We start from the raw sequence: 14,248 nt of genomic DNA, 5'->3' as shown, positions 1-14,248 counted from the left end.
TTGTTCTTCAAAGTGCGCGTATTCTATCAAAAGACCGCTTGCATTGGCAACATCAAGATTCCAAATATAAGGTTTCTTTTTCCCTGATGATTTCAATGGTGAACGATTCATCAGATTTGAACCCTGACATGATTTTCACCACGTCTTTAGGGGTTTTTACGTCCTGGTCATTGATGGCCATGATCACATCGCCATCTTTCAATCCCAGTTTGTTGTTGCCATCAACTTCCAGCACCAGTACACCTTCGCTGGTGCCAAAGTATTTGCCCAGTGATTTGGTGATCGTGGAAAAGTGGTGGTTTTTACCCAGCCATTGGTTCATCTTGCTGCCTGAGAAAAAATAGGCGTCCGCATCACCGGTGGTGACCACACGGATGTCATGATCTCCCAGGCCCTGAACCATTTTATCCAGGTGCTCAACATCCACATGTAAGCCTTTAAACATGCCATCCAGGTCACCGCTGCTGAACTTAAAGTCATTGCCAGATGAAGAAAGCCATTTGTGATCGCCTTCCAGGGTCATCAGGATATCAGGTGAATCAATCACCTGAGCGGTTACACCCATGATCAATTCATTGCCTTTGCGCAATACCTGTACATCACTGACGCTGCCTTCCTGGTGTTCTCTGGCGATGAACTCGGTCAGGCCCAGTCCGTCTTTGGCTGTGCTTTGACCGTCAATACTGGTGATCAGGTCGCCTTTCAGTAAGCCGGCCTGATCTGCCCCGCTGCCAGGGACAACCGAAACGATTTCCCAGCCATTGTCTTTGACGTTGGCCATGAAACCCAGACGCGGTTTGCTGCTGTCTACCTGGGTGAACTTACGGTCCAGTTTGATGACTTTGCGATGAACTTCAGCATCGCCTGCTTCAATGCCATGTTCAGCCATTAATTCATCAATCAGTACGTTGATGTCCTGACCATCTGTCATGTCGAAGGATTCTTCGATCACCTCAACCTGACCATTGTGGTCTTTTTTGATGATGACTTTGGCTTGACCATCGAGCAGATCAACCGTCACATCATTGTTCTTTTGAACCCAGACCATATCCTTATTGCCTTCATGGAATATACTGGTCACCTCTTTATGTCGTTCCTGGCCCTGGTGCTCAATGCCATGTTCGGCCAGTATGTCATCAATCAGGGCATCAACATCGGTGTGTTCATCAGCGGCGAATGACTCTTCAATGGTTTTGGTTTGGCCATTGACATTGCGTATGATGACGATTTTACCTTCGCCATTGTCAACATTGACATTGACGTTGACCTGTTCATCGGTGGTTGCAGCCAGGCCCATAGAGCTAAAGCCCATTAAGCCGGTCAGTAATGCTGTTTTTAGTTTCATGTTTTCACCTATTTGTTAAATCACTTGTTGGTTGGCTGAGGGCTTCATCTTTTTGTGTAAAGCCACCAGATCATCGAGTATTTCGAGCTTGGCATGCAGCAAGTCGAGTTTTTGGCTGTTGTCATTGGTTTGCGCGATGTTTTCATCCAATTGGTCCAGCCAGTTTTCCATAGAAATCATTTTTTCCAGTAATTGTGAACCTGGCGCAGAGTGGTTGATGACTTCATTGCGGACCACGTATTCAATCATGGATATTTTTTCGGTGAGCAGTTGTAACTGTTGTAACTGCGCGTGTTCATTGCGGGGAATCAGCCACAACATCAGACCAACCAGCACCGCCGCTGCCAACACCGGCAGACGGTAGCTGCGTGATTGATTGCGTTGGTGGACCTGGTCCATGATGTTGTCAAAAGCCTCCCTTGGAGGAATTTCCTGAGGCTGGTTGTTCAGCCATTTGTTGAGGTCTTTATGATCGGCTTTGTTCATGCTGATGCTCCTGATTTTGTAACCAACGGCCCAGCAATTGTTTGCTGCGGGCCAGTTGAGATTTGGAAAAACTGACTGACATTTGGTAAACATCGGCAATTTCCTGATGAGTCAACCCTTCCACTTCATAGAGCCACAAAATGGATCTTGAAATGGGAGGCAACTGGCTGAGCAGGTAATTGGCATCGTGCTGGTGGTCGTAGTGCATGGCTTCATGACTGGCTCCAGCATCCTGTGATTCGATCGTCATTTGCTGATGATTTTTTTTGATCAGATCGAGACATTGATTGATCACGATTCTGCGTAACCAGAATCCAAAGGCAACATCCCCTGACCATTGAGCCATTTTCTGGAACGCCGTGATGAATGCATTTTGCATCACGTCCTGAGCGTCATGCCGGTTTTGCAGCATTTTGAATGCCAGATTAAACACCGGTGTGGAAAAGGCATCATACACCTGACGACAGGCGCGCTGTTTGGATTTCAGCACCTGCTGTTTGGTCAGGTCGTCGATGGTCTGGTTAAAGTAAGTCAAAATCAAATTTTTCCATTTAACATACCCAATAGACTGAGTTTAGGACCAAAGGGTCGCAGGATCACAGATATTCTTTGATTTTTTTCAGAAATGTGGTGTGTGAAAAAGCCTGGGCCCGTGCTTCACAGGCGCTGCGCATGGCCATGGCGTGCTTGCCGGACAAACGCTGGACAGCGGCCATGATTTGTTCGTCCAGGTTTTCATTACTCACCAGGTATCCGGTTTCGCCTTCGAGCATGGTTTCCAGTAAGCCCCCATGGTCAGCGGCGATGACTGGCTTGCCTGCGGACATGGATTCCACCGGAGTCATGCCAAAATCTTCATCCAAAGGTACGTATATGGTGGCCAGGCACTGTCCAAGCAGTTTCAGCAACTGTGTTTCACTGAGCCAGCCGGTGAAGTGGATGTTGGGGGCATTACCTGCCAGTTGCTTCAGGGGTTCAGTTTCTGCCCCGCCGGAAGCCACCACCAGTTGTTTATCCGGCATGCGTAAAAAAGCGCGGATGATGGCGTCGATCCGTTTCAAAGAGTCATGTCGTGCCAGCGAGAGGTAGAAATCACCCTGGCTGAGCCATTTGAAATGGTTGGTGTCGCAGGGTGGATAGACCACTTGCGCCTGAAGTTGCAAGGCGCCTTGAATGCGTTGCCGGACATATTCAGAATTGGTCAGCAGCACATCCATTTGCCTGACGGCTTGTTCATATTGTGGTTGAAACCAATTGATCAGTCGTTTAAAAGCCCAGCGTTTTATGGGATTCATGGCTTGTTCAAAGGTTGTCCGCTTGTCATATATAAAGCGGGGTGGGGTGTGGCAATAGAACACATTACGGGCATGTCTGTGGTGTGTTATGGCCAATGGGCTGGCCACACCGCTGTAAATGATTTTGGGGTGCTGGTGGCTGGGCTGGTGGCTGCGGAATGCCCTGGCCAGAGACCAGGTTTTGATCCCATGAATATCACTGAGTGCGTCCAGGTCAGTGATCCTGCCAGGTAATTGAGTGAGGTCAAAGGTGTGTTCGCCGATGTGTGCGGTGAGCAGATCAGCGGGTAAGCCTTCACAAAGGGTCATGACCAGGCGTTCGCCACCCCCTTTGATTTGAAACAGGTCATGGATGATTTGAATTTGATGAGGCATCAGTGAACACTTAAAAAATGAAAAATATCACCACTATCACAGGCACATGGTTTATAACGTGTGTCCTATTTTAAATCATTAACATGACGTGAAGGCATTAATTGTCATACCTGCTTTTAATGAAGCAGAAAATCTTCGTGAATTACTCCCTGTACTCAGGGAAACGGTGCATTGTGACGTGTTGGTTATCGACGACCTCAGCCAGGATGATACCGCAGTTGTGGTGGCAGAACATGGTATCAGGTGTTTGTCACTGAGTAATCAATTGGGTGCCTGGGGAGCCACGCAGACCGGTATCCGCTATGCTCAGCTTCATGGGTATGACACGGTGATAACCATGGATGCCGACGGGCAGCATCTGCCTTTGGAAGTTGAGGCGTTGTTTAAGACATTCAGCTCGGCAGCAGCAGATGTGGTGATTGGTACGTTTCCTTCCAGGCTGAGCCGTTTGAAAAAAATGGCCTGGTGGTTTTTTAAATCATTGACGCACATCAAAATTGAAGACCTGACATCCGGATTCAGGTTGTATAACCACAAAGCCATTGAAGTGCTCTCTGCGAGGCCCGCCAGTATGCTTGATTACCAGGATGTTGGGGTTTTGTTGTTGTTGTTGAAATCCGGGCTCAATATTGTTGAAGTTCCTGTTAAAATGAACCAGCGAAATGACGGTAAATCCCGAGTTTTCAGTTCCTGGCTGGTGGTGTTGAAATACATGGTTCACACCACCACCTTGTGCATAGCCAACATCGGAGCCAAACAAGCCAAATGACCAACATCACGATCCTTATCATCGGTGCTTTCCTGTCGCTGACCATTTTGTACCTGGTCAGAAAAGGCAAAATGCATGGCCCGTACGCCACCTGGTGGCTTACGGTTGCCACGGTTGCCATAATTCTATCGATTTTTCCTCAGCTGATGGATTGGATGGCTGCCCGTCTTGGAGTGACGTATGCTCCCAGTCTCATCATGGTGCTGGCCATCAGTATGATTCTGTTGAGGATGCTGACCATGGATATGGCACTGACCCGCAAAGAACAAAAAATCAGACGATTGACTCAGAAACTGGCCATGCTTGAGGACAAAATCAACCGTCGGGACTGAGTGACGTTCTGATGAAAATACTTCACCTTGGCAAATATTATCCGCCTTTCCATGGCGGTATGGAATCTTACCTCAAAGACCTGGCCGAAGCGCAAGTCAGGCAAGGACATGAAGTCATAGTGATGGTGCACAACCACCAGTGGGGTTGGTTAAAATCCAAGACCGAATACAGTGAGATGAACGGGGTAAAGGTCATCAGACTGGCATGTTCAAGACCCGTGTTACACACCCCTTTGATGCTGGGACTAAACCAGCAGATCCGCCGGATTCTCAAAGACGAATCAATTGATGTGCTTCATCTACACACCCCGAACCCAAGTTTGTTGACCTTGGCATGGCACCGCCGGGCCCGTCAGGTACCTTGGGTCATCAGCTGGCATTCTGACATGGTGACAGAGCATTCTGGGGTGATGATGAAATGTTTATACCGGATACTCAAACCATTGGAAAACCGATTGATCAGACAGGCGTCACTGTTGTTGGTCAGCAGTGACAACTATGCCAACCATTCTCCACAGCTGAAGATCAATCATGAAAAAGTCAAAGTGATCCCTTTAGGCATCAATGTGGCTTCATTAAAGAACCAAACAAAATGTTCTGCATTGGTTGATTCTTACTGGCCAGCTGATAAGTTGCGTATCTTTCACCTTGGCCGGCTGACGCGATATAAAAATCAACAATTGCTGATCAAAGCCATGCGACATTATCCGTCGGGCCATCTGTTGTTGGCGGGTTCAGGGGCATTGGCCGATGTGCTGAAGAACCTGGTCTCAGCCAATGGCTTGGAGCAGCGGGTTACCCTGACAGGTGGAGTCAGTCAGGATGAGCTTGATCAACTGTTTGCCCAGTGTGATGTCTTTTGTCTGGCATCTCATGACCGGGCAGAATCTTTTGGGGTGGTGTTACTTGAGGCCATGTACCACAATAAAATCATCCTGGTGGCTGACACCCCTGGATCAGGTATGTGTTGGCTGGCCAACCAGTACAACAAAGGATTCACTTTCAAAAGCAATGATGAAGATGATCTGCTGGCGAAACTGGAGGGCATTCATCGGGACCTGAGTGCCATACAGGCCCTGCCCCCTCACTTTGATTATCACATCGATGACATTGCATCACGCATTGAAGACAACTATCATTCCATTACTCTAACTGGAGAACAACATGAAAACTAAACAAGCACACTGGCTGTTGTTAATGGCCGCCCTGTTTCTGGTGGCCTGTCAGACAGAACAGCCTGAGCAGACTGGTAGCCAGCAAAGCCCTGGTGAGTCAGAGCAACAAGTGGATTACCAAAAAGATCCGGTGAAGCCCGAACCGGTCAAACCCCATGCTGACTTGTTGAATAAGTATGCGACGTTCAGGTTGACTGCAGATATTTCGCACCTGTCTGAACAGCAGCGGCAGTTGCTGCCGAAATTGATTGCGGCTGCTCAAATCATGGATCAGTTATTCTGGCTGCAAAGTTTTGGTGCCAAACAATCCTTTTTGGACGGCATCAAGGACCAGCGTCTGAGGACATTTGCAGACATCAATTACGGCCCCTGGGATCGTCTTGACGGTGATCAACCCTTCATGCCAGGTTATGGCGATAAATCCCTGGGTGCCAATTTTTATCCCCATGATCTGGATAAAGCTGACTTTGAAGCCAATGGCACACAGGCAATGAAAGACCTCTACACCTATGTGGTGCGAAATGAACAGGGTGAGTTAGCGGCTGAAGCGTTTCATGTCAGGCATGCCAAAGCACTTAAACAAGCTGCTGACTTGCTGTTGGAAGCTGCTGAACTGGCTGAAGATGTAGGGTTTAAAAAATACCTGCAGTTGCGGGCCAATGCCCTGCAAAATGATCAATTCAGGGCATCTGACCTGGCCTGGATGGACATGAAAAACAACGCCATTGATGTGGTGATAGGGCCAATTGAAACCTATGAAGACCAGTTGTTTGGTTATAAGGCAGCCTATGAAGCTTATGTATTGATCAAAGACCTGGCTTGGAGTGAGCGGTTGGCCAAGTTTGCCGCATTCCTGCCGCAATTGCAGGCAGAGCTGCCTGTGGCAGATGCCTATAAAACGGAAACCCCGGGCACTGACTCTGATCTCAATGCTTACGATGCGATATTTTATGCCGGTCACTCGAATGCGGGAAGCAAAACAATAGCCATCAACCTGCCCAATGATGAAACCGTACAACTTGAAAAAGGCACCCGCAGATTACAGTTGAAAAATGTCATGCAGGCAAAATTTGAAAAAATCCTGGTTCCCATTGCCAGGGAGCTGGTGGCTCCGGAACAACAAAAGCACATCACGTTCAATGCTTTTTTTGCCAACACCATGTTTCATGAAGTGGCTCATGGCCTGGGCATCAAAAACACCATCAACGACCAAGGCACTGTCAGAACGGCGTTGAAAGAGTATGCTTCAGCCATTGAAGAAGGTAAGGCAGATATTCTTGGGCTTTACATGGTGGAAAAACTACATGCCATGGGAGAGCTGGAAGAAGGTGAGCTGATGGATTATTACACCACATTTATGGCAGGCATTTTTCGGTCTGTGCGGTTTGGGTCCAGCTCAGCTCATGGCGTGGCTAATTTGTTGCGATTCAATTACTTTGCAGAGCAAGGGGCTTTCAGTTTCAATGAAACCACCGGCCAATACACAGTTGATGCGGAAAAAATGTCGCAAGCCATTGCTTCACTGTCACAAAAAATACTCACTCACCAGGGAGATGGAGACTATGCGGCTGTGGCTGATTGGTTTACCAGTGATGGGGTGATTTCACCAGCCCTGGCCGCCTCTCTGGAAAAGGTTAATCAGGCGGGCATTCCGGTTGATGTGGTTTTTGAACAGGGTATGAAATACTTGAAATTCTGAATCACTGTCCCGATCCGGTATTACGCCGGGTCGGGTTGATCTGCCACACCACGCAATTGACTGAGCATTTTAAACAGCAGAAATAAGTAGCACGGGGTTAATTGCAACACCACCCTGTTCAGCGCCGTCAAATCACGGGCCCATTGACTGGCGGTGGTGAAGAAAAACAAAAACAAAAAGCACAGCAATGCCAGTAACATAAACACGTGCGAGACCTGACTGGCCCGGTTCTGATTTTGGGTGAAAAATGTAACCAGTAAAAAGGGCAGGCCCAGCCAAATGAATGACCAGTTATTCTGCCAGAAGAAGCCGGTGAGCAACGCGGCATAAATGTCACTGAACTCTAACGGTGTATTCAATAGGTTAAAGACCACCAGTTGTTGACTGTTGATGATCAACTGCCCCAGCGGGGTCGACAAATGAATACCATCAGTTATCATCATCACGATGATGGCCACTGTGGCAACAACCGCCAAATGACTCCGGAATCTGCTGCGATAAGCCTTCACCAGCAGATGGGCCAAAACAAACAGCCCCAACCATACCCAACCTTCCAGCTTAAGCATGGGTAATAACAACAGGTAACCAATGATGGTCAGTCCTGTTCCCTGGTGTCCTTCGTCCTGGTAATCCATCAATGTGAGCATGATCAGTAAGACATACATGGCCATCCAAATGTCCGCATAGCCGAAAATCATCAGGTGGTTGTTAATCAGTGGAATGGAATACATGACCATCACGAACACCAGCTGCAAGTAACCGGGGGTATTGAACTTTGCCAGGCGACTGATCATCAGCAATGTGGTCAGGGCATATGCCACCAAAGCCAAAACATGCACCACTGGATTGCTGTCAGTGAAAATCAGCTTGGGCAGGAAATAGAGCAGCGAAATACCATCGGGATAGTGGGCTGAGACATTAAACACTGCTTGTGGATTGCCGATCCATTCCTGCCACTGACTGATCTCAACATTCAATCCCTGAGCCAGCCACTGTTTGGCCTTACCTTCCCAAATCATCCATGAATCCCAGGCAATGTTGGGCAGCAACCGGCCGTTCCAGTAAATCAGACAGGTGCCAGCGGTTACCAACACGAGCAGTGACAGGCTTAGCCTGGTAGGAGCGATGGACTGAAACCGCAACATCTTGCCGTGGTATTGAGCCAGTATCAGCACCAGCAGACAGGCCGACACAAGACTGCCGGTGAGTATTAATATCCAGCTGTGAGCAAGTGGGAAAAACTGCAGTATGTTAAATAACACCACATGCAAAAAAATACCCTGAAAGAAAGACTGAGCAAAAAACTCGGTTTTTTTATGAATCAATACATGTTGGCCGCTGACCCAATTGAACATAACCCTCATTCCGGATCCCAGCAGCATAAAATAAGCGGCATACAGTAAGCCGTAAATTACCGTCATCGTGTCATCACCATACAATAGTCCGCTTCCATGGTTACTACTTTAACCGGTGGCGTGCCAATGCGGTCAAAGGATTGATTGCTGAGTTGATCAGAGGTCATGTAAGTCCATTGATGGGCCATGGCCGGATGACACAGTTTTCCTGATCCTGCAAAAAACACGTAGATGGCTTTGGCAGACGTCTGACTCAAATCTCTGAGTGTGTTATGAACCGCCACATCATACTCGGACAAATGGTAAAACAACCTGAGGTAGATGAATTGATTGGGGCCGAAAATCACCAGTTTGTGTTGTTTGGGATCAAATGCCGGCAGGCTTTCGAGTTTGCTGGTGATCGACCTGGCGGTGTCCATGGCCTGGCGGTCCAGGGCGTTGAGGTAGGAGCTGTTTTCCGGGAATGCTTCCTGTAATTGATTTTGTTGACGATGGAAGTTATACCAATATGGTATGGAAACCAACAGCCAGCCGATCAGCAAGGTACCGATCAGCTGCTGGCCATTTACGCCCAGCAAAACATAGAGCACCACGCTGATCAATAACCATGTGCCGACTTTCAAGATCAGCTTTTTCAAATGGGTGTTGTCGGGGCTGGTGTAACCGTTGATGGAGTTAAATTTCACCGGGGAGTAATCCAGCCATTCACTGAAGTCCACAGCGGGTTGACCTGAAGGATGGCCATTGCTCAGATACATCGAGCTGAATGTAACCTCATCAAGCGGATCTTTGTGAATGCCCATTTCCGGGTTGTGTTCAATCAGTAAATGCAGGTTTTTAATATCTTTGGCTTTGCGGGTATTGAAGTCAATGCGGTTGACCGATGTCCTGGTCAGGTTCAGTGGCACTTTGTGGCGTTGTTTATTCAACGTCCAGTTCAGGCTGATGACTTTGTTCAGGCTGATGTTCAGGTCATTAATGACCAGTGTGTTGTAGCGTTGAAATTTATTTTTCAGGTATTTTTTTTTCAAGCCGATTTCAAGCCGGTTACCTGCCACAGCATGAAATTGGTTGTCGAGGAAATACAGGTAGCTGGGTTCTACCTCAAAACTTTTAACCAGGTCGATGGGAGGTAAGTCACGGGGGATTTTTTGTTCTGTAGGAAACCACAGGCAGAGTAACAGAGCCAGCATTGACAGCAGCCAATACAAAACCAACCTGTAATTCACAGTGACCCTCTCCATTTTTTATCGTTATCAGTGATCCGCATTGTAATCGATTTTGCCAATGAAAAAAAACCATCCGGCCAATTCTTCCATCGTCTCAGTCACCCGGGAGGATCATTTTCGGGTCAATAAGCAATTGCATGATTCAACAATTGCAGAATAAAAACTGTGATATGCTTCATTAAATTGTGACTTACCGTTGAATTCGGCAGCTCATAAAGGCTAAAATCTTTTGACATTCCGGCCTAATTAAATGTATTTAGTCATTGAAAACACAAAAAAATCTTTCCAGTTTCCAGACAACCACGTGTTGTTGGTAGGGAATGATTTTGATTGTGATGTACAAATCAATCACCCCAAAATTTGGGGGCGGCATTTTTCTATCACGGAGAAAAGTTATGGTTGTGTGCTGGAAGTATTTGACCAATCGGTCCGGGTCAATGGTTTTGAAGTCAAAGAACGATGCCTGCTTGACACGGGTGATCTGATCAGTGTGGATGAGTTGAATTTCCGCTTGTTGGATGATCAGTACATACCCAGGGATTCTGCCTTGAACCACACCAATGTCACCGTCCAGGAAAACAAAAATGTGTCATCAGTATATGGCATACGCAGTTTCACAGCTGGCAGTATGGGCCAATTCATTATCGATGATTTCCACCACCAGGATGGCTGGCATGTTTTCAGGCAGAAGCATGAATTACACTTTGTGGATAACAAACACACAGCCAGGCTCAACGGAATGCCCATCGCTCAGGCTAAACTGTCCAATGGTGACATCATTGCCAATGGAGATTACAAATACCGGATCGAATTGCCTGGGACATCAGGTTTTTCAAAATTCAGCCCTTCACATCCCCGCAACGTACTGCTCAGTGAGTCAATGACTCAAAGTAAAGACGAGTCGGGTGATGGTGACAATGGCCGGCAAGGTTTTCTGCGTAATAACCTGTGGTGGCTGACCATTTTGGTGGGTCTGATCATCTTGTTGATAGTGATCCTGAGCAGCTCAGGAAGTAATGCCTGACCAGGATTTCAAGAACAAATAATCCGCCAGGCTGAACGACTGGTCATGCGGTCGTTGAAAACTCTGTAAATTAAGGTTGACCGGTCGCTATTATTTCAGTAAAATCCCCGCTCTTTTTAAGAACAACCGAATTGGAGTAGTTTCATGCACGCAGTTGTAGCTACAGGTGGCAAGCAGTACAGAATCAAAGAAGGCGACGTGATCAAAGTTGAGTCGCTCAAAGTAGAAGCCGGTGATAAAATTGAATTGGATCAGGTTTTGATGCTTTCTGACGGAGAAAACATTGAAATCGGCAAACCAGTGCTGGAAGGTAAAACCGTTTCTGCAGAAGTGTTGTCCAATGGCCGCCACAAGAAAGTCAGAATCATCAAATTTAAACGACGTAAGCACCACATGAAACAAATGGGTCACCGTCAGAATTTCACTGAGTTGAAAATCACTAAAATTGGATAAGAGGTAAAACGTCATGGCACATAAGAAAGCAGCAGGTAGTACTAACAACGGTCGCGATTCGAATCCTAAGTATTTGGGTGTCAAAATGTACGGTGGCCAGGCTGCCATTGCAGGCAACATCCTGGTTCGTCAGCGTGGCACCAAATTTCATGCCGGTGACAATGTTGGCATGGGTAAAGATCACACATTGTTCGCCCTCAAAGATGGTGTGGTTAAATTTGTCAAGAAAGGCAAGAAATACCGTCAGTACGTAACCATCGAAGCACAAAGCTAAGCTGTTACCAGCTAAGTATTCCTAAAAGCTCACTTTTATAGTGGGCTTTTTTTATACACATCCATTATCATTTGAATCATGAAATTTGTAGATGAAGTCAAGATCACAGTAAAGGCAGGTAACGGTGGCAGTGGTTCGGCCAGTTTTCGCCGGGAAAAGTATGTTGCCTATGGTGGGCCGGATGGTGGTGATGGTGGTTTTGGCGGTCACGTTATCCTGCAAGGTGATCAAGGCCTCAATACGTTGGTTGATTTCAGGCACAAGCGTCGTTTTGATGCTCAGAACGGCGAATCCGGTAAAGGCCGGCAAATGTACGGCAAAGGTGGTGATGACCTGATCATTAAAGTGCCCACAGGCACTGAAGTATACGATCTGGAAACTGATCTTAAATTGGGAGACATCACCACACATGGACAACAATTGGTGATCGCAGAAGGTGGAAAGGGCGGTTTGGGCAACATGCATTTTAAAAGTTCGGTCAACCGCGCGCCAAGACAGTTTACTCAGGGTGAGCAAGGCCAGCTCAGAGAAATTAAACTGGAATTGAAAGTGTTGGCAGATGTCGGCTTGCTGGGTTTTCCTAATGCCGGCAAATCAACATTTGTCAATGCCATTTCTAAAGCCCGTCCTAAGATAGCAGATTATCCATTCACCACGTTGTATCCGGCGTTGGGTGTGGTGCCGATTGATGCGGAGACCAGTTTTGTGGTGGCTGACATTCCTGGCATCATCGAAGGAGCTGCCGAAGGTGCTGGTTTGGGTATTCAGTTTCTGAAACATCTGCAACGCACAGGTTTGTTATTGCACATGATCGAGCTGCCAGCTTATGAAGGCATGAGCAGTCCGGTTGAGCAATTTCATCAATTGTCAGAAGAACTGGTAAAATTCAGTGATCAGCTGCAGGAAAAAACGCGTTGGCTGGTGTTTACCAAGGCGGATGTGACGACCCCCGATGAAGCACGTGCCCTGGCTAAAGATTATGCGGCTGAAATGGGCTGGGACGGACCGGTCTACCTGATATCTTCAATCAACAAAAGCGGCTTGCAGGCACTCATCAAAGACATTGCTAATTACCTCAGCTCTGAGCCTGAGGATTGGCATTGAGGACTGTTATTTTTGAATTGTTCGGCTTCGGCAAATAGCCATTGTCTGATGATTTGTAATTTCTGATCACCTTCAGTCTCGCTGGGATAAACCAGGTAATATGACATTTTACCTTTGATGGAGATGTCAAATGGGGCCACCAATAAACCCCGGTTGATGTCGTCCTGAACCAGAGGGGTTCTGCCCAGCGCAAAACCTTGATTGTTTTCCACTGATTCCAACATGGTTACCATGTGACTGAAGCGGGTTCCCCGAAGTTGAGGCTTGGCCTGAATGCCCGCGGCATCAAACCAATCGTGCCAGTCTTCGGTGGTAAAATCTTCATGGCAGAGGTTGGCATGGATCAGTTTGTCTGGTGTCAACTGGCCTTCATAGGCTTCATACAATTGTTTTGAACACACTGGAAAAACCTCTTCTTCCAGTAATAACTCGGCCGTCAGACCAGGGTAACTGGGGTCGGATGCATACCGAATGGCGATGTCACAATCATCTTTTTTGAAATCGGTCAGCCATTCAAAAGCAGAAATCCTGACGTCTAATTCTTTGTACTGTTGTTGGAAGCGCCATATTCGTTTGGACAGCCATTTGGTGGCAAAAGAAGGCAGTACTGAAATGTTCAGGGTGCCGGACGTGTCTCTGTTTTTCAGCTGTCGGGTGGCTTTTTCAATGCTTTCCAGGGCGTTGCGGATGGAGATCAAATACAGCCGGCCTTCAAAAGTGAGCTTCAATGACCGGTTAAAGCGTTCAAATAATTGTACCCCAGTGATGGACTCCAGGTTTTTGATTTGATGGCTGATGGCGGCCTGGGTTACATGAAGTTCTGCAGCCGCTTTGGTGAAGCTCAATAGCCTGGCTGAAGCCTCAAATGCTTTGATTGCCCGGAGTGGTGGGATGTTACGGTATTTGGTGGCCATTTGTTGTCCTGAGGTATTTCGCATAAGTTTAATTTATCCGAACGACAAAAACAATTAGCTTGTCAAATCTTCTTTGCTCAGTAAAATAGGCAGCCATTGATTGATTCAAACACTTGTTTTACTTAATTTTGAATAAATCTGAATAATTTGAACTTTTTGTTTTGTCCCTTATCTAAGGGGTTATAAGAAGCATGTTATTCACATAATATTCATCTTTCTTAAGTAAAATGGTAATTAGGAATTTTTCATTGTTCCCCTGAAATCGCAAGATTTCAAGTATGTGATCTTCACATACAAAAACAGCTGAGGTTTTCCTCCCTCTTCCTCAGCGTTATACTTAAGGCGTCAGTTTTTGACGCCTTTTTTTTATCCCGAATTTCTTCAGTAACTGGCTTCAGGACAACAGGGTTAATGTTACC

Annotated in this window: 15 protein-coding genes; 8 read left to right on the top strand and 7 right to left on the bottom strand. The window is 46.9% G+C overall.

Going from position 1 to position 14,248, the window contains the following annotated elements:
- Positions 1-52: 52 nt before the first annotated feature.
- From B0475_RS14520 to B0475_RS14505, 4 genes are all read right to left on the bottom strand, one after another.
- Positions 53-1,345, bottom strand: coding sequence for a PDZ domain-containing protein (locus B0475_RS14520; RefSeq protein ID WP_077412610.1), 1,293 nt, complete (start codon positions 1,343-1,345; stop codon positions 53-55).
- Between the two features lie 15 nt (positions 1,346-1,360).
- Positions 1,361-1,831: a hypothetical protein gene (locus B0475_RS14515; RefSeq protein ID WP_077412609.1), complete on the bottom strand. Its 471-nt coding sequence runs from the start codon at positions 1,829-1,831 to the stop codon at positions 1,361-1,363.
- On the bottom strand, positions 1,812-2,366 hold the full coding sequence (locus tag B0475_RS14510) for an RNA polymerase sigma factor (protein WP_157892990.1): 555 nt from the start codon (positions 2,364-2,366) through the stop codon (positions 1,812-1,814). The genes B0475_RS14515 and B0475_RS14510 overlap by 20 nt, the downstream gene beginning before the upstream one ends.
- A 61-nt stretch (positions 2,367-2,427) precedes the next feature.
- On the bottom strand, positions 2,428-3,501 hold the full coding sequence (locus B0475_RS14505; protein ID WP_077412607.1) for a glycosyltransferase: 1,074 nt from the start codon (positions 3,499-3,501) through the stop codon (positions 2,428-2,430).
- Between the two features lie 88 nt (positions 3,502-3,589).
- On the opposite strand from B0475_RS14505, the gene B0475_RS14500 reads away from it, so the two are divergent.
- From B0475_RS14500 to B0475_RS14485, 4 genes are read left to right on the top strand one after another with little or no spacing between them, the layout of a single operon-like run.
- Entirely contained in the window at positions 3,590-4,270 is a 681-nt protein-coding gene (locus tag B0475_RS14500; protein ID WP_077412606.1) for a glycosyltransferase family 2 protein, read from the top strand.
- The gene (locus B0475_RS14495; RefSeq protein WP_077412605.1) at positions 4,267-4,602 is read left to right on the top strand and encodes a DUF2304 domain-containing protein; all 336 of its coding nucleotides are present in this window, start codon (positions 4,267-4,269) and stop codon (positions 4,600-4,602) included. Before B0475_RS14500 ends, B0475_RS14495 begins: the two co-directional genes overlap by 4 nt.
- A gap of 11 nt (positions 4,603-4,613) precedes the next feature.
- Positions 4,614-5,777 (top strand): glycosyltransferase, encoded by a 1,164-nt coding sequence (locus tag B0475_RS14490; RefSeq protein ID WP_077412604.1) that lies wholly within the window; start codon positions 4,614-4,616, stop codon positions 5,775-5,777.
- Entirely contained in the window at positions 5,767-7,476 is a 1,710-nt protein-coding gene (locus B0475_RS14485) for a dipeptidyl-peptidase 3 family protein (RefSeq protein WP_077412603.1), read from the top strand. The genes B0475_RS14490 and B0475_RS14485 overlap by 11 nt, the downstream gene beginning before the upstream one ends.
- 20 nt (positions 7,477-7,496) lie before the next feature.
- On the opposite strand, the gene B0475_RS14480 is transcribed toward B0475_RS14485, so the two are convergent.
- Together B0475_RS14480 and B0475_RS14475 are read right to left on the bottom strand one after the other, a co-directional pair.
- Entirely contained in the window at positions 7,497-8,897 is a 1,401-nt protein-coding gene (locus B0475_RS14480) for a hypothetical protein (protein ID WP_077412602.1), read from the bottom strand.
- Positions 8,894-10,060: a hypothetical protein gene (locus B0475_RS14475; RefSeq protein WP_157892989.1), complete on the bottom strand. Its 1,167-nt coding sequence runs from the start codon at positions 10,058-10,060 to the stop codon at positions 8,894-8,896. The genes B0475_RS14480 and B0475_RS14475 overlap by 4 nt, the downstream gene beginning before the upstream one ends.
- A gap of 250 nt (positions 10,061-10,310) precedes the next feature.
- On the opposite strand from B0475_RS14475, the gene B0475_RS14470 reads away from it, so the two are divergent.
- The 4 genes from B0475_RS14470 (at position 10,311) to cgtA (ending at position 12,915) form a co-directional block, all read left to right on the top strand.
- Positions 10,311-11,084 (top strand): FHA domain-containing protein, encoded by a 774-nt coding sequence (locus B0475_RS14470; RefSeq protein ID WP_077412600.1) that lies wholly within the window; start codon positions 10,311-10,313, stop codon positions 11,082-11,084.
- A gap of 144 nt (positions 11,085-11,228) precedes the next feature.
- Complete coding sequence (gene rplU / locus B0475_RS14465) at positions 11,229-11,537, top strand: 50S ribosomal protein L21 (protein ID WP_077412599.1); 309 nt, start codon at positions 11,229-11,231, stop codon at positions 11,535-11,537.
- Between the two features lie 13 nt (positions 11,538-11,550).
- Positions 11,551-11,811, top strand: a complete 261-nt coding sequence (gene rpmA / locus B0475_RS14460; RefSeq protein ID WP_077412598.1) for a 50S ribosomal protein L27 — start codon at positions 11,551-11,553, stop codon at positions 11,809-11,811.
- Positions 11,812-11,889: 78 nt separating this feature from the next.
- Complete coding sequence (gene cgtA / locus B0475_RS14455; RefSeq protein ID WP_077412597.1) at positions 11,890-12,915, top strand: Obg family GTPase CgtA; 1,026 nt, start codon at positions 11,890-11,892, stop codon at positions 12,913-12,915.
- Here cgtA and gcvA read toward each other — a convergent pair.
- Complete coding sequence (gene gcvA, locus B0475_RS14450; protein WP_198538310.1) at positions 12,882-13,829, bottom strand: transcriptional regulator GcvA; 948 nt, start codon at positions 13,827-13,829, stop codon at positions 12,882-12,884. The two genes, cgtA and gcvA, sit on opposite strands and share 34 nt — an antisense overlap.
- Positions 13,830-14,248 lie beyond the last annotated feature (419 nt).

Source organism: Marinicella sediminis, from assembly GCF_002000055.1.
Taxonomy (GTDB): domain Bacteria; phylum Pseudomonadota; class Gammaproteobacteria; order Xanthomonadales; family Marinicellaceae; genus Marinicella; species Marinicella sediminis.
This window is presented reverse-complemented; position numbering and strand designations above follow the sequence as displayed.

Bases quoted from the DNA above. Each gene is read 5' to 3' on its own strand.
- B0475_RS14520 (WP_077412610.1), bottom strand. From the start codon at position 1,345: ATGAAACTAAAAACAGCATTACTGACCGGCTTAATGGGCTTTAGCTCT.
- B0475_RS14515 (WP_077412609.1), bottom strand. From the start codon at position 1,831: ATGAACAAAGCCGATCATAAAGACCTCAACAAATGGCTGAACAACCAG.
- B0475_RS14505 (WP_077412607.1), bottom strand. From the start codon at position 3,501: ATGCCTCATCAAATTCAAATCATCCATGACCTGTTTCAAATCAAAGGG.
- B0475_RS14495 (WP_077412605.1), top strand. From the start codon at position 4,267: ATGACCAACATCACGATCCTTATCATCGGTGCTTTCCTGTCGCTGACC.
- B0475_RS14490 (WP_077412604.1), top strand. From the start codon at position 4,614: ATGAAAATACTTCACCTTGGCAAATATTATCCGCCTTTCCATGGCGGT.
- B0475_RS14485 (WP_077412603.1), top strand. From the start codon at position 5,767: ATGAAAACTAAACAAGCACACTGGCTGTTGTTAATGGCCGCCCTGTTT.
- B0475_RS14480 (WP_077412602.1), bottom strand. From the start codon at position 8,897: ATGACGGTAATTTACGGCTTACTGTATGCCGCTTATTTTATGCTGCTG.
- B0475_RS14470 (WP_077412600.1), top strand. From the start codon at position 10,311: ATGTATTTAGTCATTGAAAACACAAAAAAATCTTTCCAGTTTCCAGAC.
- rplU (WP_077412599.1), top strand. From the start codon at position 11,229: ATGCACGCAGTTGTAGCTACAGGTGGCAAGCAGTACAGAATCAAAGAA.
- rpmA (WP_077412598.1), top strand. From the start codon at position 11,551: ATGGCACATAAGAAAGCAGCAGGTAGTACTAACAACGGTCGCGATTCG.
- cgtA (WP_077412597.1), top strand. From the start codon at position 11,890: ATGAAATTTGTAGATGAAGTCAAGATCACAGTAAAGGCAGGTAACGGT.
- gcvA (WP_198538310.1), bottom strand. From the start codon at position 13,829: ATGGCCACCAAATACCGTAACATCCCACCACTCCGGGCAATCAAAGCA.